This is a genomic window from Hymenobacter mellowenesis, assembly GCF_030581005.1.
In the GTDB taxonomy this organism is placed as follows: Bacteria; Bacteroidota; Bacteroidia; order Cytophagales; family Hymenobacteraceae; genus Hymenobacter; species Hymenobacter mellowenesis.
The window spans coordinates 1-20,752 of the sequence record NZ_JAUQSX010000015.1 but is presented as its reverse complement, the minus strand read 5'-3'; the positions used below and the strand labels follow the sequence as shown (position 1 = coordinate 20,752).

Sequence of the window (20,752 nt, the reverse complement as noted above, 5' to 3'; positions counted from 1 at the left end):
CCAAGACCCCAAGTACCTAAGTTCCAAATTTTAAAAGGTATAGCCCGCGCCGCCGATAACGTTGATGCCCTTCACCGGATAGGCGTAGAAGCGCTGGTATTGGCGGTTTGCGAGGTTATTACCCATTACAAAGATGGATATTTTTGGCGTAATGCGGTAGTCGGCGCGCAGATTCAGGTCGATAACCGGGTCGGTGGCGCGGTAAAAATCGGCCGTCCGGACAGCCCCCGCCGTGGCGGTTGGCCGGTAGCTGATGCCGTAGCTGGCCGCGTAGAAATAGCCCTCTACGCCAATCATCAGCTTTTCGAACACATTATACGTACCGAATACCGAGCCCTGGAACTCGGGGCGGTGAAACGGCTGCGGCAGGTTTTTGAGGGCGTACTTATTGTAGTCCATCCGCGTGCCGAGGCGGAACTTCTCGGCCGCGTTGTACAGCAGCTCGCCGTGGATGTTGAGTACGCCCGTGGCGTTCTGGTCGTACACGAGGTCGAAGCGCGAGGGGTCGATGGGGTTGTTGGCGTAGAAGTACAGGTTGCGGTCGCGGGCGTAGGTAGCCTTTACATTGAACTCCAGGCCGCGGGCCGGCGTGGACGTGAAGCCGGCGTAGACCGTAGGGCCGCGGTGGGTGTCGGCCACGTTCAGGCCGCGGTTCAGCCAGGGGTTTTCGGTGCTCAGGTCGTAGCGCGTCACGCGCTGCAGGGCGCCGCCCAGGCCGGCGTAGACCATGAATTTCTCGGGCTCGATGGTGTAGCCTAGGCGCACGGCCGGGTAAATCACGCCCTTGCTCACGCTGGTGGCCGTGTCGGAGGAGTAGCCCACCGTGGCGCCTACCGAAAAGGCAATGTTGTTGCGCAGAAACTCGTAGGCCGGCGTGGCCTGCACGAAGGTGCGCGACCGGGTTTGCTGCGCGGTGGGCGCGGGCTGCAAGCGGGTGGCGACGGGCAGGTCTTTTTCCGAGATGAAGGAGGCGTCGGCGTTCAGCGTGATGCGGCTCGACTCGCCCAGCGCGTAGCCGACTTTGGCGTTGAGCCGGATGTCGTTTTCGTTGGCGTCAAAGTTGTCGCCCCAGTAGCGGTAGCCGAGGCTGGCGTCGTACTGCAACTGCTGGTCGGGGGCGCGGTTGTGGGCGTAGGCCTTCACCCCGAAGCGGCTGAACACCTGCTTGATATCGCCATTTTCGGGCGTGGCGAAAGCGGCACCGTTTGCCGCTTTTTCGTAGCCGTAGAAGTTATACCGCTCGCGGCCCAGGTCCAGGTTGGCGCCGAAGGCCGCCGTGCCGCGGTAGATTTCGCCCATGAGGTGGGCGCTGGTTTCAGCCACGCCGGAGTTTTTACCGTCCACGGGCCCGTTCAGGGAGTTGACGTGTTTCACGTCGAGGCCGTAGGCGTGGTCGGTGCTGCGGGTGCTGTGGAAGTAGCCGCGCCCGTAGAACGTGCCGTAGTTGCCGATGCCCACTTTCACGAGGTTGCCGGTGAGCGGCGCGGGCTCCTCGGCCCGGATGGTGAGCACCTTCACCGAGGGGTTGAGCCGGTCGGCGGGCAGACGGAAATCGGGGAAGGTGTAGGCCACCTTACGCTCCACCTGGGGCGGCGCGGGCAGCGCGATTTTGTTGAAGTTGCGGGTGGCCTCGGGCAGCTGGTTCACCCGCTCCTTCACGATTTCAATCTCGGCTTCTTCAATCTTGCCCGTGTTTCGGGGCTTGGTGGGCTGGGCCAAAGCGGCCGGGGCCGCGCCGGCCACCAGCACGGCGGCCAGCGCCCAACCCGCGCCCCGACGGGCTTTCGGCAAGTTCTGTTTGGTGAGCAAACGCTTCATCAGCAAATAATTATTCAATGAGAAAATACGCCGGGCCTAGCGTTGGGTGGCCGTATCGGCCGGGGCGGTGGTGGTGCCGCGCAGGTTGGTGCGGGGCACGGTGGTTTTGCCCTTGGCTGGCGCGGGCGCGGTGGCGGGCTTGGTAGCCGGCGTAGTGGCTTTGGTGGGCGTTGGCGTCTTGGCCGGGGCTTTGGTGGGCGCTTTGGGCGTGGGCTCGGTTTCCTCGGGCTGGTCGGCGCCCAAGGTTTTGAGGCGCTGCTTGGCGGCTTCCAGCACTTCGGCCACGGGGAAATTATTGTCGATGAGGGAGTTCAGCGTGCCGCGGGCCTGGAAGTTGTCGCCCTCGGCCGCGTACACATCAGCCACCAGCAGGAAGGCCCGGCCCTGCCACAGCGGGTAGCTGCTGAAGTCGGAATTCACTTTCAGGGCAGCGGCGATGGCCTCTTGGTTCTTCTTTTGCTTGAACAGCGTCTGGGCCAGGAAGTACTGGGCTTCGGCGCCGTTCACATCGTTGGGCGCGGCGGCCACGGCGGCGGCTAGCTCGGTGGCGGCCTGGTCGTAGTTCTCGGCGCGGTAGTTGGCCTTGCCTAGGTAAAGCAGAGCTGAATTGGTGGCGTTGGCGGTGGCGCCGGCCTGGGCTCGCAGTTCTTCGGCCACGCGGCGGGTACCGGGGTAGTCGCCAGCTTCGTAGAGGCTGCGCATCTGGCCCAGGGTGGCGTTGGCTACTTCGCGCCGGTTGGTGCTGGCGCCGCGCAGGCGCTCGTAATATTTGGCGGCCTCGGCGTAGTTCTTGTTTTCGTATTCGAGGTCGGCCAGGCGGCCCACGGCGCGGTTCACGAACTCGCTTTTGCCTTCGGTCACCACATCGCGCAGGCGGGTCAGCCCCTGCTGCTTGTCGCCGGTTTTTACGTAGGAATCGGCCAGGAAGAACCGGGCATCGGGCCCCAGGGCCGACTGCGGGTACTGCTTCAAGTAAGACTCCAGGCGCAGGATGGCGGGCTTGTATTTCTCAGCCAGATACAGCGACTTCGCCGCCTCGAATTCCACACTCTCGGTGGCTTTGCTGTCGGGGTTTTGAATCTTGAACGAAGCCAGCGCCGCGTCAAATTCCTCCGTGCGGCCCAGGGCCGTGAGGCTTTCCTGCAGGCTGTAGATGGCCTGCGAGGCGGCCTCGCTGCGTGGGTAGTCGGCCAGCACTTTCTGGAAGTCGGCCACGGCTTTGTCCTGCTGCTGCAGGTTGGCGTACGACACGCCGCGCTTCTGCAGCGCCTGCGGAATCAGCGGGCTGTTGGGCCGGTTGGCAATCAGCTTAGAGAACCCATCGACGGCGGGCTGGTACTCGCCGGCCTCAAATGAAAGCTGCGCCTGCTGGAACACGGCGTCCTCGGCGTAGCGCGAGTTGGGGCTGCTTTTGAGCAGCGCGGCCAGGGTGCTGTTGGCTTCGTCGCGGCGGCCCATCAGGCCTAGGGTGCGGCCTTTCTGGTAGTAGGCGTAGTCCTTATCGGCCGCGTTGGCTGTGATGACTTTGTCGTAAAGCGTCAGGGCCTGCGCGTAGCTTTTCGATACATAGTAGGTATCGGCCAGGCGCAGGGTGGCGTCGTAGTAGTTGGGGTCATCGGGCTTGGCCGCGTCGTCGTTCAGGAAAGCGTTGAACTGCGGGCGGGCCTTGTCGTACTGTTTGGTGTTGTAGTAGGCGTAGCCGAGGCCGTAGCGGGCCTTTTGCTCGAAGTCCTTTTCCTCGGGGCTCACGCCACCCTGCCGGGCCGAGCGGGCCGCCGCCACGTAGGCCGTAATGGCATCGGGGTATTGCTGGCCCACGCTGAAAATCTCGCCGCGCAGCACCTGGGCCGCCGCCCGCAAGGCGTCATCCGAAGGGAATTTCAGCGACTTGTCCAGCAGCGGCAGCGCCTCGGCGTAGTTGCCGTTGTTGTAGAGCGTGGCGGCCTGTGAGTAAGCCACGCGCTGGTAGGTAGCGTCGAGCTGGGCGCTGCGGTCGTCGATGCTTTCGAGGTAGGTGAGCGCCTGGTTGTAGTCGGTGGAAGACAGGAAGCTTTTGCTCAGCAAATCATCCACTACCGGTTGGTTTTTCGAGCGCGGGAATTTCTTGCGGAAATCGCGCAGCACGGCAATGGTTTCGGGCAAATTTCCCAATTCGTACTGCACCTGGCCCAGCTTGAGCGTGGCATTTTCGGCAATACCCTTATCAATAGTCGACTGCCGGGCGGCGTCAAACGCCGTCACGGCCTGGGGCTTCTGGTTGGTCTGAATGTAGCTCAACCCCAGGTGGTAGGCGGCGTTCTGGCCCAGCGAGTCGCGGCGCACGGCCACGTTGCGCAGGCTGGCAATGGCGCCCTTGAAGTCGCCCATCTTGTAGTTGGCGAAACCAATCTTGTACTCCAGCGCCGGCTCAATCCGGCCCTTGTGCAGGCTGGCGTACTTGTCGAAGTTCTCAGCCGCTTCCTTGTACTGCCCTTTCTGGTAATAGGCGTCGCCGAGAAGCAGTTGAATTTCGTCGGCGTTCTGGGGCGGCGGGGTGTCCTGCAGCGACTTGGTGGCGTAGCTGATGAGGCCGTCGTAGTTGCCCTCGCGGTAGTAAATCTGGGTCATCACGGCCGGCACCACGGGCTTGTAGGCGTCGTTTTGCTCGGCCACGGCCAGGTCGGCGCGGGCGGCGGCGTAGTCGCCGGCGCGGTAGCCCAAGTAGCCGGCGTAGTAGGCGCTGGCGTACTTGTACTGGCTCTGCACCTGCTTGTTGCGGTCGAAGAGCAGGCGGGCTTTTTCGTAGTCCTTCTGCTCGAAGTAGCTGTAGGCCAGCTTGAAATCGGACTCGGCGCGCTGGTCGTTGCTCAGGTTATCGGGCGCCACTTTGGTGAAGTAGCGGACGGCCGACTCGTAGTTTTTCTGGTCGAAGTAGAACTTGCCCAGCTCGAAATAGGCCGAGGCGGCGCGCGGGTGGGCCGGGTGGTGGGCCGCGAAATCCAGAATCAGGCCCTCGGCGTCGGGGTGCGAGAGGTAGAGGCCGCTCACGGCGTAATAGTACTCGGCATCGGCGGTGCGGTCGCCGGACGCGGGGCCGGCCTGGCTAGCGCGCACCGGCTCAATGGCCAGGTACGCCCGAAACGCCTCCTGGGCCGCGCCGTACTGCCCGCGGTCAAACAATTCCAACCCTTCCTGAAAGTGCCGCTCATCGGAGGCGAAAACCTGGGTTTGCTGGGCCTGGGCGGCCAGAGGCGCCGCCGCGCTCAGGGTGGCGGCCAGCGCCAGCCGGGGAAATAGCTTCATGAAAATACCTGTCGTGGAGGGGCCGCACTGGGCCCGGGAACTCGCCAAAAGTAGCGATAAATGCCCGTAGGTTGCCCAGCCAACGCCGAAAGGCGGGTTTCATTGCCATGCTGAGCCTGCCCTGCCCGGCTTTAGTTGGCCCGCACCGTGTAGGGCACCTTCACGGTGAAGATGGAATCCCGGCCTTTCACCAAGGCCCGAATCCGGCCGGTCCAGTAGGCTTTTCCGCCCGGTCCCGCAGGCGGCGGCACCGTGAATTCTACGTGGCCGCGCTTGTCCGGCCCTACGGCTATGGGACGGCCATTCACGGTCATGCCCAGCACGGGCGAGCCGTATGCGGAAGCCAGGAATAGCTCCGCTTTGTATTTGTCACCCACGGCCACTGTGTTTGCTTCAGCAGAAGCAAAGGCGCCGAATGCATCAAAAATGATGTTTAAGCCACAGCCTATTTTTTCATTTTGATGCTGCAAAGCCAGCCGCTCGTACTCCCGAATGGTCGCTTCCTGCTGCGTGAGCAGCGCCAGTTCGACTGGCAGAGAATAGCCGGTGGGCCAGCCGGCCTGGCGGTGTTTTGCGACCAGAAATTGCAAGGCAGCCATTTTGCCTTCGGTCGAGGCCGTCATTAGCTGTTTGAGGTAGGTCGTGTAGGCCAGCACCTCCTGGCCGGCCCGTTCCCGGGCCTCTGCCGGGCCGCCCTGGTGGGGCTTTGCAGCTTGCTTCAGCTGTAAATCACGACGAATTGCGCGGATGGTTTTCACCGCCTTGTCGGCCCGGCGGTGGATTTCTTCCGTTTCCCGGAGCAGGACCATGTCGCGGGGCTGATTCTGGTTTCGCTCCATCAGCTGGTGCATTTTATGGATGGTCATTTCCGCCTCGGTTTGAGCGCGCTCGTTGCTTACCTGCAGCGCCGCATCCAGCAGCTGCAGCACCACTTGCGACTGTCGGTGCTGCCAATAGCTGTGCCCCGCCACAACGGCCAGAATGATTCCGATTCCCCAACACAGTGCGTCTGATTTCATCTTGTCTGAAATTTTGGACGTTATTTATTAATAAATAACGTGTGCTGTACGGCCTTTTATTTCACCAACCCGGCCGCTAAGCGCCACCACAGCCGCCAGCCGGTCCTGAGCGTATACCCAAGCCACTCAAGCCTCCGTCGTCGCTCATGAAACTCTTCCTTTTGCTGCTCCTATTGGCGCTTATGGGCTGCGCCACCGAACAAGTGCAGCGCACCGAACAGCAACCCAACGTCGATTTCCGGGCTTACAAAACCTATAATTTCATGGACGTGACCGCCCGCAACGCAGCGGCGCTTCCGAGCCCGGGCAACGGCATCGAAACCCTCAAGCAAGCCATTGGCCGCGAAATGGAACGCCGCGGTTACCAGCTGGCCGCCTCGCCCGACTTGTTGGTGAACATCGGCGTGGTGACGCAGGACAAGGTGCAGACCCGCGAAACCGACCTGCACGACGCGCCCATCTACCTGGGCCAGCGCAACTACCACTGGCAAAGCCAGGACGTGGTGGTGGGCCGCTACGAAGAAGGCACCGCCACGGTCGAAATCGTGGATGCCGCCCGCCAGGAACTCATCTGGCAGGGCTCCGTCAAAAGCATCCTCAGCCCCAAGGCCGATAAACTTGCCAAGCAGATTGACGCGACCGTGGCGGCGCTGTTTGAAAAGTATCCGGTGCTGCCCACGCAATAGTTGCTCTGGCTATGAACGCGCTTTACCTCGTGGCCCTGCTGCCCCCGGAACCGGTTTTTTCCCAAACCTGGGCCCTGAAGCAGGAGGTGCACCGCCTCACCGGCAGCCGCAACGCCGTGCGCCTGCCGCCGCACATCACGCTCGTGCCGCCTATCCGCCACCTTGATGCGTTTGAGTCGGCCTGCACGGCCGCGCTGGCCGGCTTTGCCGCCACGCAACGGCCGTTTAGCGTGAGCCTGGACGGTTTTGCCTGGTTCTACGACCGCACGCTTTTCGTGCGGGTGAGTGAGGCACAGGCGCTACAGGCCTTTCACGCGGCGCTTATGCGCTGGAGCCAAATCCACTTGCCGGAAGTGCGGCCCGAAAATCGCCCTTTTACCCCCCACCTCACGCTGGCCACCCGCGACCTGCCGCCCGCGCAGGTGCCGACGTTGCGCGAGCTGTTTGCCGCCCGCACTTATATCGGCACGTTTGCCGTTCGCACTTTCACCCTTTTCAGGCACGATGGCCAACAATGGCAGCCGCGGGCCACGTTTGAGTTGCAGAATGAATGAATACCAGCCAATTGAAACTCACCTTAACTAGAAACGAAAAGCCCCGGCAGCAGTCGCTAACGGGGCTTCTTGTGTTTTTGGAAAGCCATAGCCTTCCTGATTTATTGGCTTTCTACTCTTTGAACTTGGGCGTGATGCCGGGCACGTTCAAATTGCCATTCTTATAACGCTTGTACAGATAAGCCGCACCAGCCGCCAGCAGAGCGCCTTTAACCAGGCTACCGCCCGTAGAACCACCGGCGCGGGTACCGTCATCGTTTTTACGTCCGCCAAACAGGCTGGCAATCATGCCTCCAAGGGTATTGCTCATGAGTGAAATCAGATTTAAGGTGAATATCTGACTTCTACGGCGCCCACGCCGGGCGCGTTACGCCAGCACCCCGGCGGGCACGTTGTGCAGAATCAGCCACACCAGCTCCCGCAGAATCTCAGCGTCGTCCATCGAGCCGCTTTCGATGCCCTTGCTCTGCGCGTCGGCCCGCCGGATGCTGTGGATGAGGCCCACCACCCGCTCGGGCGGAAACACGCGCAGGGCCTGCTGATACTCCTTCTGGGCGAAGCTGTTCATAATGCCCAGGCTCTTGAACACGCCATCGGGCGGGTTGGGGCCGGCCTGGTGCAGCACGAGCAACCGCGTGAAAAAGTTGAACAGCAGCGTCAGGTTCGGAATGAGCGGGTTGGCCTTGGGGTTGGCGGCGAAGTAGGCCAGAATGCGGTTGGCCTTGAGCACGTCGCGCTGCACCAGCGCCTTTTGCAGCTCGAAAATGTTGTAGTCCTTGCTGATGCCCACCATGCGCTGCACCAGCTCCTCGTCGATGGGTTGGTTGGGCTTCAGGTTGAGCGCCAGCTTATCCACTTCATTCGCCAGCCGGCCCAGGTCGGCCCCGATGTACTCGGCCAGCATGGCGGTGGCCTGCCCGGTAATCTGCAGGTTGCGCGCCCGCACGTTGGCCGTGAGCCACTGCGGCACCTGGTTTTCGTAGAGCTTCTTGCTGGTCATGAGCACAGCGGGCGAGTCTTTGCCGGCCAGCAGCTTGCCCAGCTTCTTGCGCGAGTCCAGCGTTTTGTGCTTGTAGCAAAACACCAGAACAGTACTGGGCAGCGGGTTTTTAAGGTAGGCCTCCAGGAAAGGCCAGCTCCGCTCCTGCTCCAGGTCGGCCACAGTCTGGGCCTCTTTCACGATGACGACCGAACGCTCGGCCATCATCGGAAACCGCTTGGCCTGGCCCAGAATAGCCGTCACGTCCACATCCTTGCCGTACACCACCACCTGGTTGAAACTGCGCTCGTGCTCAGCCAGCGCGGTTTTCTCAATCAAATCAGCCACCACGTCGATGTAGTACGGCTCCTCGCCCTGCAAAAAATACACGGGCTGAAACTGCCGCTGCTGCAGCTGCTTGAGTATCGCGTCGGCTTCTAATTGGGGCATGGTGGTCTTGAGAACTTGGGGACTTGGATTTGCTACCCCGGCGCAAAATTAGCGCCTGCCTATGCCCGCCCCTACCTTTGCCGCTCTTTATTACCGACGTGGTTTAGCCGTTCGATGTTCCCAGACGAGCAAAAACCAAGTCCCCTAGTCCCCAAGACCCCATGTCCCTGATTGAAGAACTAACCTGGCGCGGCATGTACCACGACGCCATGCCCGGCACCGCCGAACACCTGGCCACCAACGCGCCCATCACCGGCTACATCGGCTTCGACCCCACGGCCGCCTCGCTGCACATCGGCAACCTGGCCACCATCATGCTGCTGGTGCACCTGCAGCGCGCCGGCCACCGCCCCGTGGCCCTGGTGGGCGGCGCCACCGGCATGATTGGCGACCCCAGCGGCAAATCGGCCGAGCGCAACCTGCTCGACGAAGCTACCCTGCGCCATAACCAGGCCGGCATCCAGGCCCAGTTGGAGAAGTTTCTGGACTTCTCGGCAGGCCCCACCGGCGCGCTGGTCGTAAACAACTACGACTGGTTCAAGGAAATCGGCTTCCTGGGCTTCCTGCGCGAAGTGGGCAAGCACCTCACGGTGAATTATATGATGGCCAAGGATTCGGTGAAGCGCCGCATCAGTGGCAACGAGGACAGCGGCACCGACGGCATCAGCTACACAGAGTTCAGCTACCAGCTGCTGCAGGGCTATGACTTCGTGCACCTCCACAAAACACTCGGCTGCACCCTGCAAATGGGCGCCTCCGACCAGTGGGGCAACATCACGACCGGCACCGAGCTCATCCGCCGCCTGGCCAATGCCGAGGGCACCGAAGCTAAAGCCTACGCCCTCACCGGCCAGCTCATCACCAAGGCCGACGGCACCAAGTACGGCAAGTCTGAAACCGGCACCGTCTGGCTCGACCCGGCCCTGACTTCGCCCTACCAGTTCTACCAGTTCTTCCTCAACTCAGCCGATGCCGACGCCCCGCGCCTCATCCGCGTGTTCACGCTGTTGAGCAAGGAGGAAATCGAGGCCATTGAAGCCGAGCACGCCGCCGCCCCGCATCTACGCACCCTGCAAAAGGCCTTGGCCGCAGACGTCACCACCCGCGTGCATTCCGCTGAAGCCACCGAAGCGGCCATTGCTGCCTCGCAAGTCCTCTTCGGCGGCGGCGACCTCGCCTCGCTCGATGCCTCCACGCTGCTCGACGTATTCGCCGGCGTACCGCACCTGCGCGTGCCCCGCACCGGACTGGCCGACCTGGACGCTGCCACCTTCCTCAGCGACTTTACTGAGAACAAAATCTTCCCATCCAAAGGCGAAGCCCGCAGGTTGATTCAATCTGGCGGCGTGAGCATTAACCGCGAAAAAGTAGCCTCGCCCGATGCGTCGGTGGCCGATTTGCAGCATCTGGCCGACAAGTATTTGGTGGTGCAGAAAGGCAAGAAGAACTACTTCCTCGTGGAATTGGTGTAATGTGCCATTGAACGTCATGCAGCGCGCAGCGCAGCATATCGCTCGCGCCGTCCGACGCGGGAAACCCCACCCCCGACCCCTCTCCAAAAGAGAGGGAAGCCTAAAGATTAGGTTAGTGTCGGCACGCACGCGAGATGCCTCGCCGCGCGCTGCATGACGTTCAACCACACAAAAAAAGCCCCACCAATCGGTAGGGCTTTTTTCATTCGTCTACGAAATCCGCGAAATCCGAAGAATCCGCGCGAATCCGTGGTCGGAATTACTTCTTAGCAGCGGGCTTCTTAGCGGCCGGAGCAGCTTTGGCTGGAGCAGCCTTTTTAGCAGCCGGAGCGGCTTTTTTAGCAGCGGGAGCAGCCGTGGCAGCACCAGCGTTTTTGGTGTTCTGCACTTCGGTGCGGAACGCCTGGGCCATCGTCTTCAGCTCCTGCATGCCTTTGCGCACGCGGGTGCCGGCAGCAGCGTTCTGCTTGTCGTAGAATTTCGAGAAATCGTCTTCGAGCGACATCACGAGGTCCTTCAGTTTACCAAAATTGTTCATTGGAAGTTGGGATTGGGGGTGAAAAATGAGTTTGTGGTGGTGTTAAGCCGGCCCTAATATACAGGGATTTCAAATGCAAGCAAGTTTTTCACTTTTTTTTAAAAACCCCTCTCCGGCTTTCAGAGGCCGATTTCGCCAATAAAAAGGCCCTTTGCACAAAACGAGCAAACGGCCGCCCTCTTGGAATAGTCCAAAAACAAAAACGCGGGCCACCTTCTCAGGCAGCCCGCGTCGGCACTTGGCGAGGTGTTTTTACACCGCCTCCGGAATCGCAGTCGTACGGCTGTAGAGGCCCTTTTTGAGCTTCTCGGCCACGGCGGTAAACGCCACAATCGTTTCCTCCACGTCTTCCAGCGTGTGGGCCGCCGTGGGGATGATGCGCAGCATAATCACGCCCTTGGGCACCACCGGATACACCACGATGGAGCAGAAAATACCGTGATTTTCACGCAAATCCAGCGTTATTTGGGTAGCGTCGGGGATGTCGCCCTCCAGCAGCACGGGCGTTACGCACGAGGTGGTGGTGCCCAGGTTGAAGCCTTTTTCGCGCAGGCCGCTCTGCATGGCCCGCACAATCGTCCAGAGGTTTTCCTTGAGCTGCGGCTGGGTGCGCAGCAACTCCAACCGCTTTAGCGCGCCCACCACCAGGGGCATGGGCAGCGATTTGGCGAAAATCTGGCTGCGCATGTTGTAACGCAAATAGTCAATTACGCTTTCGGGCCCGGCCACGAACGCGCCGATGCTGGCCATGCTCTTAGCAAAGGTCGAAAAATAAAGGTCGATACCGTCCTGTACGCCCTGTTCTTCGCCCGTTCCGGCCCCGGTGGCCCCCATCGTGCCAAAACCATGAGCATCGTCGACGAACAGGCGGAAGCTGTATTTTTCCTTCAGCGCCACCACGCCGCGCAGGTCGCCCTGGTTGCCCGACATGCCGAACACGCCTTCGGTGATGACAAAGATGCCGCCGCCGGTTTCGTCGGTCAGGCGCTTGGCGCGCTCCAGCTGCTTTTCGAGGCTGGCCATGTTGTTGTGGGTGTACACAAAGCGCTTGCCGGCGTGCAGGCGCACCCCGTCGATGATGCAGGCGTGCGACTCGGCGTCGTACACAATCACGTCGTGGCGGTTCACCATGGCGTCGATGATGGACACCACGCCCTGGTAGCCGAAGTTGAGCAGCGTGGCGCTGGGCTTCATCACCATCTCGGCCAGTTCGTCTTCCAGCTGCTCGTGCAGGGTCGAGTTGCCGCTCATCATGCGCGCGCCCATGGGCAGGGCCATGCCATACTCGGCCGCACCGTCGGCGTCGGCCTTGCGCACCTCGGGGTGGTTGGCCAGGCCGAGGTAGTTATTCAAACTCCAGGTGAGCACTTCTTTGCCCCGGAAAATCATGCGGGGCTTGATTTCACCTTCCAGCTTGGGGAAGGCGAAGTAGCCGTGCGCGTAGCTTGAATGCGAGCCCAAAGGCCCGCGGTTGGCCGAAACCCGGTCAAAAATATCCACTGAAAAACGGAAATAGGGTGAGAAAAGGCAGGAAAACTGTCGTTTTAGGAGTGCGAATTGGCTTCGCACTCCTAAAACGGGGCTAACCACAAAGGTAACCCCGCGTTGCGGATGTACATAATTTGGGCTTAACAACCGGGTAATGGCTGCGGGGTTTGGGGTTAGGCCCGGGTTTCGCAGTTTCTTTGCGGGCCATTCGAGCAAATCAGAGTAAACGGAACGCCATGCAGAGCGCAGCGAAGCATCTTTACCGCGCAACTAATTCTGTCGATTGAATTACTACCGCGGTAAAGATGCTTCGACTGCGCTCAGCATGACGTTCGATTAAACCCAAAGGCTTTTCCCCGTTCTCCCCTCCCACCCACATGAAAAAAATCACCAAGCTGCTCGTCGCCAACCGGGGCGAAATTGCCCTGCGCGTGCTGCGCTCGGCCAAGGAAATGGGCATTGCCACCGTGGCCATCTACTCCGAGGCCGACCGCCACGCCCTGCACGTCCGCTACGCCGACGAGGCCGTGTGCGTGGGCCCGCCCGCTTCGAAAGACAGCTACCTGCGCGGCGACAAGATTCTGGAAGTCTGCAAGCAGCTAGGCGTCGATGCCATTCACCCCGGCTACGGCTTCCTCTCGGAGAATGCCGGCTTTGCCCGCGCCGTGCGTGAGGCGGGCCTGATTTTCGTGGGGCCGAGCCCCGAGGCGATGGAAATCATGGGCGACAAGCTCTCGGCCAAGCAGGCGGTGCAGGCCTATAATATCCCCCTGGTGCCCGGCACGGCCGAAGCCATTTCCGACGTGCCCGCGGCCAAGCTGATTGCGCAGGAAGTTGGCTTCCCTATCCTCATTAAAGCCTCGGCCGGTGGCGGCGGCAAGGGGATGCGGATTGTTAATAATGCCGACGAGTTTGAGGAGCAGATGCAACTGGCCATTAATGAAGCCGTGTCGGCATTTGGCGACGGCGCGGTGTTTATTGAGAAGTTCGTGACCGGTCCGCGCCATATCGAAATCCAGGTGCTGGGCGACGAGCACGGTAACATCGTGCATTTGTTTGAGCGCGAGTGCAGCATTCAGCGCCGCCACCAGAAGGTGATTGAGGAAGCGCCCTCATCGGTGCTCACGCCCGAGCTGCGCGCCCGCATGGGCCAGTGCGCCGTGGACGTGGCCCGCGCCTGCGAATATACCGGCGCCGGCACCGTGGAATTCCTGCTGGATGATAAGCGCAATTTTTACTTTCTGGAGATGAATACCCGCCTGCAGGTGGAGCACCCCGTGACGGAGCAAATCACCGGCCTCGACCTGGTAAAGGAGCAAATCAAAGTGGCCCAGGGCGAACCCCTCGCCTTCGCGCAGGAGGACCTGACCATCACCGGCCACGCCCTGGAGCTGCGCGTGTACGCCGAAGACCCGCAGAACAACTTCCTGCCCGACATCGGCACCCTGACCACTTACGTGCGCCCCCAAGGCCCCGGCGTGCGCGTCGACGACGGCTTCGAGCAGGGTATGGACATTCCGATTTACTACGACCCGATGATTGCCAAGCTGGTCACCTTCGGGGCCGACCGCGCCGAGGCCATCGCCCGCATGCTGCGCGCCATCGAGGAGTATCAAATCACGGGCATCGAAACCACGCTGGGCTTCGGCCGCTACGTGCTGACGCACCCCGCCTTCGTGAGCGGCGACTTCGACACCAATTTCATCAAAGACCATTTCACGCCCACCACCCTCGCCCCCGCCGCGCCGGACGAGGCCACGGCCAAAGTAGCCGCCGCGCTGGGCGCCCTGCTGCTGGAAACCAAGAAACCCAAAGCAGCTGCCACAACTGGCGAAACTGGTGGCGCGGAGGTATCTGGGTGGCGGCGGAACCGGCTGGGCGTGCGGTAGGCCTTCATTTATAACACCAGAAAGCCCGGTTGTGACAGCTGGGCTTTCTGGTGTTATAAATACTTAAATCTTCGTTGAGTTGTCGCTACTGATGGTATTCAAAAAGTATTGACACGCTTCGGATTCGCTGGCAAAATCTTTCCGACTAGACTTCTGGTCCCTTTCGCTGTAATAAACCTCCCAGCCTTGAGCGGTTTTACCGATGGTGTAAGTCTCGCTCAACAAGCCGCCGTTTAGGTACCAACCGCGAAAGCTTCCCGCTATTAATGCTTCTTCCAAGGTTTGTAAATTCATTCCCTACCTGTTGAAAAGACTGAGACTTTTTGAGCGCAACGGCTAAGGTTCATCCTGCTTAATTCGCGGGTCGAACTCAAAATCCTCCCAGCCCGCAATGCGAATCTGCGCGAAATCCGGGTGGCGGGTGTTGAGTACGTAGTTGTGCTCGTGGGCGATGATGGAGGACGGGACGCGCAGAACGGCCGCCGTTTGGCGCTGGTACCAGGCAGCGCCCAGGGGCTGGCAACGGGCGTAGTGGCGCGGCAGCTGCCACTCGGGCGGCATTTGGTCCAGCGTTAGCTCTTCGACGGATAGGGCGTCGGGCACGTCGATTCGGACGACTTTGAAGAGGCTGTTGAGGCCTTCGCCGCTGCGGTGCACCACGTTTTCGAGGCAAGCCAAGGCGCGGCTGCCGGCAGCGTAGATGACCAGCTGGCCGCGCAGGTTCCAGCGGCCGGGATTGCCGGAGGCGACAAGCTCGCCTGCGTATTTGGCCAGGCAGATGCGGTAGATTTCCACTGGGGGCGGGTTGAGCAGTCTAAGGAGCTAATGACAAAAAGGGCCGTCATGCTGAGCGCAGTCGAAGCATCTCTACCGCGCAACCTAATCCAATCGGAAAAATTACTTGCGCGGTAGAGATGCTTCGACTGCGCTCAGCATGACGGCCTGCTAATTGAGCCTATGCAAAGTCGCCGTGGGCGATGCGGTCGACTTCGTCGGCCACTAGGTCGATGCCGCCGCTGGTTTCGAGCAGGGCTAGCGGGGGCTGGTTGTCGAGGCCGTAGGCGGGCTTGTCGAGCCAGCGGCGGAAGGCGGGCAGGGCGCCGAAGACCTCTTCGCCCTGGCGGGCGAGGGCCAATAGTTTGAGGATTTGCTCGCTGGCGGCGGGGCCAAGGCGCTTTTTGCCTTCGCGGTAGGCGCGCAGGGTTTTGGTGGTGGTGTGCAGGAGGTCGGCCAGCTCGTCGGCGCTGAGCTTGAGGAGAGCGGCCACGTCGAAGGCGATTTTGGCCGGCACGCCGGTGCGGGCTTCCATCACGAGGGCGAAAGAATCGGCCACGGTGGCTTGCAGGCCCCGCAGGGCGGGCGAGTACACGGCGGCGGGCGGAGTGGCGAGGGCGGTCATGGGGATGCGAAATGAGTTCTTACCCAAAGATGGGAAATATTTCCCTGACAACGGGGAAATATTTCCTTTGGTTTCAGCGGTCGACACCTACCCTCGCACCGGCCGGCCGTATGACTCCCATATTATCCTTGCCCGACCAATGGTTTTTCAGAAACAGCTGCGGCTGCCGGCCATGCGCCGGGGCTTCCACCTCATCACCGAGTACGTGCTGCAGGAACTGCCTGAGTTGGCGCGGGTGCGGGCCGGCCTGCTGCATGTGTTCATTCAGCACACCTCGGCCAGCCTGTGCATCAATGAAAACGCCGACCCCACGGTGCGGCATGATTTCGAGCAGTTTTTTAATCGCCTGGCACCCGAGAATGCCCCCTACTTCCGCCACAACTCCGAGGGCCCCGACGACATGCCGGCCCACCTAAAAGCGGCGCTGCTGGGCAGCAGCGTCAGTATCCCGGTCGCGAACGGACGGCTGGCACTGGGCACCTGGCAGGGCATTTACCTGGGCGAGCACCGCGACCACGGCGGCCGGCGCTCGTTGGTCATCACGCTGATGGGCGAGTGAGGGAGCGGCCTACCGGATGGGGAACATCTTCTCATCGACTTCGGTCCCCTGGCCGGCCACCCGGCACCAGCCGGCGGCTTTTTTAACGTAAACTTCCAGCCGGCGCACTTTGAGGGCGATGTCGCGCCCGTCGACGTTCAACTGCACATCGGCCAGCCAGTTGACGACGGCCGAGGTGCCGCCGTAGATGCGGATGATTTCGGTGCCGGGCACGGGCTTCACGGACTTGAAAACCAGCTTTTCCTTGGTCTGCACGGCTTTGTGCTCCTGGGCGGAGAAGGAAATGTCGCCTTTGGCACCCACCATGACAATATCGTTGCAGGTGGCGGGGCCGTTGGCGGCACCGGGGCTGTGAAGCAGGGTTTTTATTTCCCGGCGCTCTTTGGCGTAGCTCACCGTGTCCATCTGGGCAAAGGCACGGGTGGTAATAAGCAGTAAAAGGGTCGTTGCTAGCGTTGCTTTCATGGATACCGTACTGGTGTTGGGCCAAAAGTACCGGGCGTGGAAGCCAGAAAATAGTATGAAAACGACATCCTTCGCTGGGGGCGGCCGGCGGGGCCTGTCGGGCCATTAGAGGCGCGGGCCGGCCTGTATTTTCAGCGGGGAATTCAGCATTTCCAGCGCCAAAAGCTTGGGCGTGGTGGCGGTGAAGGCTTTAAAGTCCCGGATGAGGTGCATCTGGTCGTAGTAGCCGCTGCGGTGGCTGATGGTGGTCCAGCTGGCCTGGGGCTGGTTTACTTTCAGGCGGTAGGCTTTGGAGAAGCGCACCAGGCGGGCGAAGAACTTGGGCGAATAACCCAGCACGTCGTGGGATTTGCGCTCGAATTGGCGGTTGCTGAGGCAGGCCAGCGCCGCGATGTCATCGATGGCGTAGGCAGGATTGCCGCTGAGTAATAATTTGATGGCCCGCTCGAATGGGCTGGTGGCCGCCGGGCTCATTTTGCGCAGCAGGTAGGCTTCCACGATGTTTTTTAGGGCCTGGGGCTGAGTGGCGGCCTGGAGCTTTTCGCTGACTTCGCGCAGTTCCGGCCCCAGCAGGTCGGCGCCGTTGAGGGGTGCATCGCGCAGCTCGTGCAGGGGCAGGCGCAGCAGTCGAAACAGCCCGCCGGGCTGGAAGGCCACCGACACGAACCGGTGCCGCGGGCCCATCGCCAAATCAACTTTGGTGGTTTGGGGGCCCACGATGGTGCAGGCCGGCAGGTCGTGAAAGGCGTGCTGCCCCTGCCGGCTGCGGGTCACATCGCCGGGATAGAAATTGAGGCAATTTTGGGGCGTGGGCGGAAACGGGGCCAGCCGGCTGTAGGCCGGACCATCAAGCCGGACGTCGACCACCATGATGTGGCTCACAAAAGCCTGGAGGGCCGGGTGGACGGGGAAATACACGGGCTTCATGGCCACTGATTAAGGTGGAAGGCGAAAAGCACTCGTGCTTTCCTATCACAAGCTACGCAGCAGCCCTTACCCCGCATACGCCCGCTCCCCTTCCACCTGCCGCACCAGGAACATGGCGGCCAGGGTATCGAGCAGGGGCTGGATTTTCTTCACGCTGCCGCGCTGGAAGCGGGCCGCCACCTGCGCACTGCCCAGGGGTGTGGGTGAATCGACGATGACGCCGCGCACGAGCTGCATTTGCTGGTAGAGCTCGGGGGGCCAGGGAATGGCAGTTGACAGTGAATAGTTATCAGTGAGCAATTTGGCAGCGTTTGGCAGGCTACTGTTCATTGTTAACTGTTCACTGCTCACTGATTTTGCCTGGTAGGCGGGGCGCAGGTAGCGGATGGTGCCGGCGGCTTCTTCCTGCTGGCGCTGGTGGTTGAGCTGCACGAGGCGGGTGAGCAGGTCGGGCGCGGGCAGGTCGGCGGGCCAGTGGTAGGCGGCGGCCACGGCGGCGTCGAGCTGCTGGTGCAGGCTGAGGACGACGGCGGCCAGGCCGTGCTCGTGGGTGGCCTGCTCCTTGGCGGTGAGGGGCTGGCCGGCGCGCAGCTTCTCCACCACGTTGTAGAGGTCGGTGAGGGTGAGGCTGGGGTGCAGGGCCTGCTGGCGCTTACGGTGGGCATCGAGGGCTTCGGCCAGCTCGCGGATGCGGGCTTGCTGGGCAGGCGTGGCGTCGGGGAATGGAAATTTCAAGAAGCAACTCGTATGGCTGTATACTGAGTCGTTGCCTACACCCAACCATCCACCAGTAGCGAATGCCCATACTTGATGCATTTGGCTTGAGAGTATCCCAAGCCAATACGCATCTTCCAATGCAAATACAACAAGCTTAGAATCACAAATAGTATTGCCGTCAACGAAGCTGAAAATGCGATGCTTGGCAGTTTGTGTTGTAACGATATACTTTTTAAGTCCTGGCATTGCTGGGCGAAAATTTGCCCGTGGCTCACCAAAAATCCACCACTTTTTGCGGTAGGATTCGCGGTTGTTTTTATCTCGCTCAGGCTTCACCCGCTCGAAAATGTGCTGATAAACTTCGGGGTAGCGGTCAATAATTTCTGCTGGCTGCAAGCCAAATAAATCGATTACCAAGAGCCCACGCGACTTCTGCGATAAATCACGGCCATTCAGGTATGGTTTGATATAGTTGTCAAGTCTAGGACGAATGCCTAGTCCCAATCGTGGGGCTTCATCTGGAGTAATCAGAAAACCGCCGCCGTATAGGCCCATACCAACATTAGCGAGGTCTTTATTGGCTTGCAAACTCGTGGCGCTGTTCAGGTCAGCCCCAATCGTGAAGTCGGCATTGATGATGCCTTCGCGCTCACTCAGTTCAACGTCATGGGCATCATCGTCGCTGGTGGCTGTTTCGCGAAGCAACTCACCTGTTTTACCAGTCAGTTTGCCCGCTCTTGCCACACTCAGCGCAATGCGGACTGCAGCGCCTTGGGCACTATCTACCCAAGGATGGTCAGCAATGGCGAAGGTTAGAGACAGCGGCGGCTCAGCTTCCAAGTGACGCTGAATGATGCGCCGGTTAAAGGTTTGGACAATGGAATTCGTCGTGATAAAGCCGAAGGCCTCAGCTTTGCCCTGTCGCACGATTTCAGCGGCCTTTTCCCACCAATACATAACCAAGTCGGCCGATTCAGGCACTTGTCCTTTGTATGCTTTGCGCAGCGCCTCCACGTAAACATCTCCCAACGAACCGCGCATGGCTTTGTCGCCCAAAAACGGCGGGTTGCCTACGATGAACTCGGCCTCGGGCCACGGCGCGGGGCGCGGGTTACGGTAGTCGGGGCCGTCGGCGGCGAGCACGGCGTCCTGCTGGCGGATGTTCTGGTAGTCGTCGAGCAGGGGCTCGCGCAGCTGGGTGAGGCCGTAGGTGCGCAGGTGCCACTGCAGGTAGCCGATGCGCAGCACCACGTCGGCGATGGCGGCGGCGCGGGGGTTCAGCTCCAGGCCCAGCAGCTGGCGCGGGCCCACGGTGATGCCGTCGCCCAGCTCCAGGCGGCCCGACTGGCCCAGCTGGGCCAGGGCGGCGAGCACCTCCCCTTCCAGGCGCTTGAGGTGCTCCAGGGTCACGTATAGGAAATTGCCGGAGCCGCAGGCCGGGTCCAGGATGCGCACGCTGGTGAGGCGGTGCAGGAAGCGCAGCAGCTCGGCGCGGGCTTCGGCCACGGCCTTTTTGCCCTTGCCGGTTTCGAGGCGCTGGGCGCTGGCGGCCTGGGCGGCGGCCCACTCGCGGCGCAGCGGCTCCATCACGGTGGGAAGCACGAGGCGCTCCACGTAGCGGCGCGGGGTGTAGTGCGCGCCCAGGCTGTGGCGCTCGCGGGGGTCGAGGGCGCGTTCGAGCAGGGTGCCGAAGATGGCGGGTTCCACTTGGGTCCAGTCGGCCTTGGCGGCTTCGCGGAGCAGTTCGAGCTGGTCGGCGTTCAGGGGCAGCGCCGTGGCGTGGTGGAAAAGCTTGCCATTGAACCGGCGCACGTCGGCGTAGAGCGTGGGCGCGTAGCCGCCAGTGTCCATCACGGCCCACAGGTTCTCCAGCGCCTTGGGCAGCTGAGCGAGGCGCTGGTCGTTGGCGTGTTCGCGCAGCATGTCCGAAAACGAGTTTTTCGGAATCAGCTCCACGTCCTCGGCAAACATCGTGAACAGGCAGCGCATCAGGAACTGCGCCACCACGTCGGGGGCGTGGCCGGCGCGCTCCAACTGGCTGCTGAGGCCGGCCAGGTGCCGGGCCAGCTGGCGCGTAACAAGGGCAGCCCGGCGGCTCTGGTCGAGCTGCTGCGGGTCGGTGAAAAGCAGCCGGAGTCGCTCGCGCTGCGGGGCATCGGCCAGCGCCGGCAGCATCACCCGGAAACTATTGGAATCGGGAAAGGGCACGTAGCTGTCGCCCACCCCGGCAAAGTTGGCGTAGAGGTCGAGGCAGTGCCCCACGTCCACCACCACGATGAATGGCGGCCGGGGCTCACTCGCCGGCAGGGCGCGCACGTAGCGTAAGGCCTGTTCGCGGGCGGCCTCCATCATCTGCCCCCACTTCACCGTGCCGCGCACAGCGTGGCCGCGCCGGCGCTTTTCGGGGCTTAGGCCCAGTTCTGCCCGTCCGAGGTCCGAGGTCCGAGGTCCGAGGTCCGAGGTCCGAGGTCCGAGGTCCGAGGTCCGAGGTCCGAGGTCCGAGGTCCGAG

Annotated in this window: 17 protein-coding genes and 1 pseudogene; 5 read left to right on the top strand and 13 right to left on the bottom strand. The window is 61.5% G+C overall.

Features of this window, described 5'->3' with window-relative positions; genetic code table 11:
* Positions 1-30 precede the first annotated feature (30 nt).
* From Q5H92_RS22650 to Q5H92_RS22640, 3 genes are all read right to left on the bottom strand, one after another.
* A complete protein-coding gene (locus tag Q5H92_RS22650) occupies positions 31-1,818 on the bottom strand; it encodes a TonB-dependent receptor (RefSeq protein WP_305013848.1) in 1,788 nt (595 codons plus the stop codon).
* A gap of 36 nt (positions 1,819-1,854) precedes the next feature.
* The gene (locus Q5H92_RS22645; RefSeq protein ID WP_305013847.1) at positions 1,855-5,100 is read right to left on the bottom strand and encodes a tetratricopeptide repeat protein; all 3,246 of its coding nucleotides are present in this window, start codon (positions 5,098-5,100) and stop codon (positions 1,855-1,857) included.
* 131 nt (positions 5,101-5,231) lie between these two features.
* Positions 5,232-6,119 (bottom strand): hypothetical protein, encoded by an 888-nt coding sequence (locus tag Q5H92_RS22640; RefSeq protein ID WP_305013846.1) that lies wholly within the window; start codon positions 6,117-6,119, stop codon positions 5,232-5,234.
* Positions 6,120-6,265: 146 nt separating this feature from the next.
* On the opposite strand from Q5H92_RS22640, the gene Q5H92_RS22635 reads away from it, so the two are divergent.
* Positions 6,266-6,805, top strand: coding sequence for a DUF4136 domain-containing protein (locus tag Q5H92_RS22635; RefSeq protein WP_305013845.1), 540 nt, complete (start codon positions 6,266-6,268; stop codon positions 6,803-6,805).
* 11 nt (positions 6,806-6,816) lie between these two features.
* Positions 6,817-7,359: a 2'-5' RNA ligase family protein gene (locus Q5H92_RS22630; RefSeq protein WP_305013844.1), complete on the top strand. Its 543-nt coding sequence runs from the start codon at positions 6,817-6,819 to the stop codon at positions 7,357-7,359.
* A gap of 112 nt (positions 7,360-7,471) precedes the next feature.
* On the opposite strand, the gene Q5H92_RS22625 is transcribed toward Q5H92_RS22630, so the two are convergent.
* Entirely contained in the window at positions 7,472-7,669 is a 198-nt protein-coding gene (locus Q5H92_RS22625; RefSeq protein WP_305013843.1) for a hypothetical protein, read from the bottom strand.
* A 57-nt stretch (positions 7,670-7,726) separates the two neighbouring features.
* Positions 7,727-8,788: a DNA polymerase III subunit delta gene (gene holA, locus Q5H92_RS22620; protein WP_305013842.1), complete on the bottom strand. Its 1,062-nt coding sequence runs from the start codon at positions 8,786-8,788 to the stop codon at positions 7,727-7,729.
* A 161-nt stretch (positions 8,789-8,949) separates the two neighbouring features.
* Between holA and tyrS the strand changes: the two genes are divergently transcribed.
* On the top strand, positions 8,950-10,260 hold the full coding sequence (tyrS, locus tag Q5H92_RS22615; RefSeq protein ID WP_305013841.1) for a tyrosine--tRNA ligase: 1,311 nt from the start codon (positions 8,950-8,952) through the stop codon (positions 10,258-10,260).
* Between the two features lie 367 nt (positions 10,261-10,627).
* On the opposite strand, the pseudogene Q5H92_RS26740 reads toward tyrS, so the two are convergent.
* Both Q5H92_RS26740 and Q5H92_RS22605 read right to left on the bottom strand, forming a co-directional pair.
* Positions 10,628-10,798, bottom strand: a pseudogene (locus tag Q5H92_RS26740) (BF3379 family histone-like protein); the annotation flags it as partial.
* A gap of 252 nt (positions 10,799-11,050) precedes the next feature.
* The gene (locus Q5H92_RS22605; RefSeq protein ID WP_305013839.1) at positions 11,051-12,298 is read right to left on the bottom strand and encodes an aminotransferase class I/II-fold pyridoxal phosphate-dependent enzyme; all 1,248 of its coding nucleotides are present in this window, start codon (positions 12,296-12,298) and stop codon (positions 11,051-11,053) included.
* Between the two features lie 365 nt (positions 12,299-12,663).
* Here Q5H92_RS22605 and accC point away from each other — a divergent pair, with 365 nt between their 5' ends.
* Positions 12,664-14,175, top strand: coding sequence for an acetyl-CoA carboxylase biotin carboxylase subunit (gene accC, locus Q5H92_RS22600; protein WP_305013838.1), 1,512 nt, complete (start codon positions 12,664-12,666; stop codon positions 14,173-14,175).
* A 63-nt stretch (positions 14,176-14,238) separates the two neighbouring features.
* Here accC and Q5H92_RS22595 read toward each other — a convergent pair whose 3' ends face one another.
* The 3 genes from Q5H92_RS22595 to Q5H92_RS22585 all read right to left on the bottom strand — a co-directional run bounded on the left by Q5H92_RS22595 (position 14,239) and on the right by Q5H92_RS22585 (position 15,574).
* A complete protein-coding gene (locus Q5H92_RS22595) occupies positions 14,239-14,469 on the bottom strand; it encodes a hypothetical protein (protein WP_305013837.1) in 231 nt (76 codons plus the stop codon).
* Between the two features lie 42 nt (positions 14,470-14,511).
* The gene (locus tag Q5H92_RS22590; RefSeq protein WP_305013836.1) at positions 14,512-14,970 is read right to left on the bottom strand and encodes an RES family NAD+ phosphorylase; all 459 of its coding nucleotides are present in this window, start codon (positions 14,968-14,970) and stop codon (positions 14,512-14,514) included.
* 160 nt (positions 14,971-15,130) lie between these two features.
* Entirely contained in the window at positions 15,131-15,574 is a 444-nt protein-coding gene (locus tag Q5H92_RS22585; RefSeq protein ID WP_305013835.1) for an Xre family toxin-antitoxin system antitoxin, read from the bottom strand.
* A gap of 139 nt (positions 15,575-15,713) precedes the next feature.
* On the opposite strand from Q5H92_RS22585, the gene Q5H92_RS22580 reads away from it, so the two are divergent.
* Positions 15,714-16,133, top strand: a complete 420-nt coding sequence (locus Q5H92_RS22580) for a secondary thiamine-phosphate synthase enzyme YjbQ (RefSeq protein ID WP_305013834.1) — start codon at positions 15,714-15,716, stop codon at positions 16,131-16,133.
* Between the two features lie 9 nt (positions 16,134-16,142).
* Here the strand turns inward: Q5H92_RS22580 and Q5H92_RS22575 are convergent, their stop codons facing one another.
* The 3 genes from Q5H92_RS22575 to Q5H92_RS22565 all read right to left on the bottom strand — a co-directional run.
* On the bottom strand, positions 16,143-16,598 hold the full coding sequence (locus Q5H92_RS22575) for a hypothetical protein (protein WP_305013833.1): 456 nt from the start codon (positions 16,596-16,598) through the stop codon (positions 16,143-16,145).
* Between the two features lie 105 nt (positions 16,599-16,703).
* On the bottom strand, positions 16,704-17,525 hold the full coding sequence (locus Q5H92_RS22570) for a helix-turn-helix domain-containing protein (RefSeq protein WP_305013832.1): 822 nt from the start codon (positions 17,523-17,525) through the stop codon (positions 16,704-16,706).
* A 66-nt stretch (positions 17,526-17,591) separates the two neighbouring features.
* On the bottom strand, positions 17,592-20,752 hold a 3,161-nt coding region (locus Q5H92_RS22565), incomplete at its 5' end, for a class I SAM-dependent DNA methyltransferase (protein ID WP_305013831.1).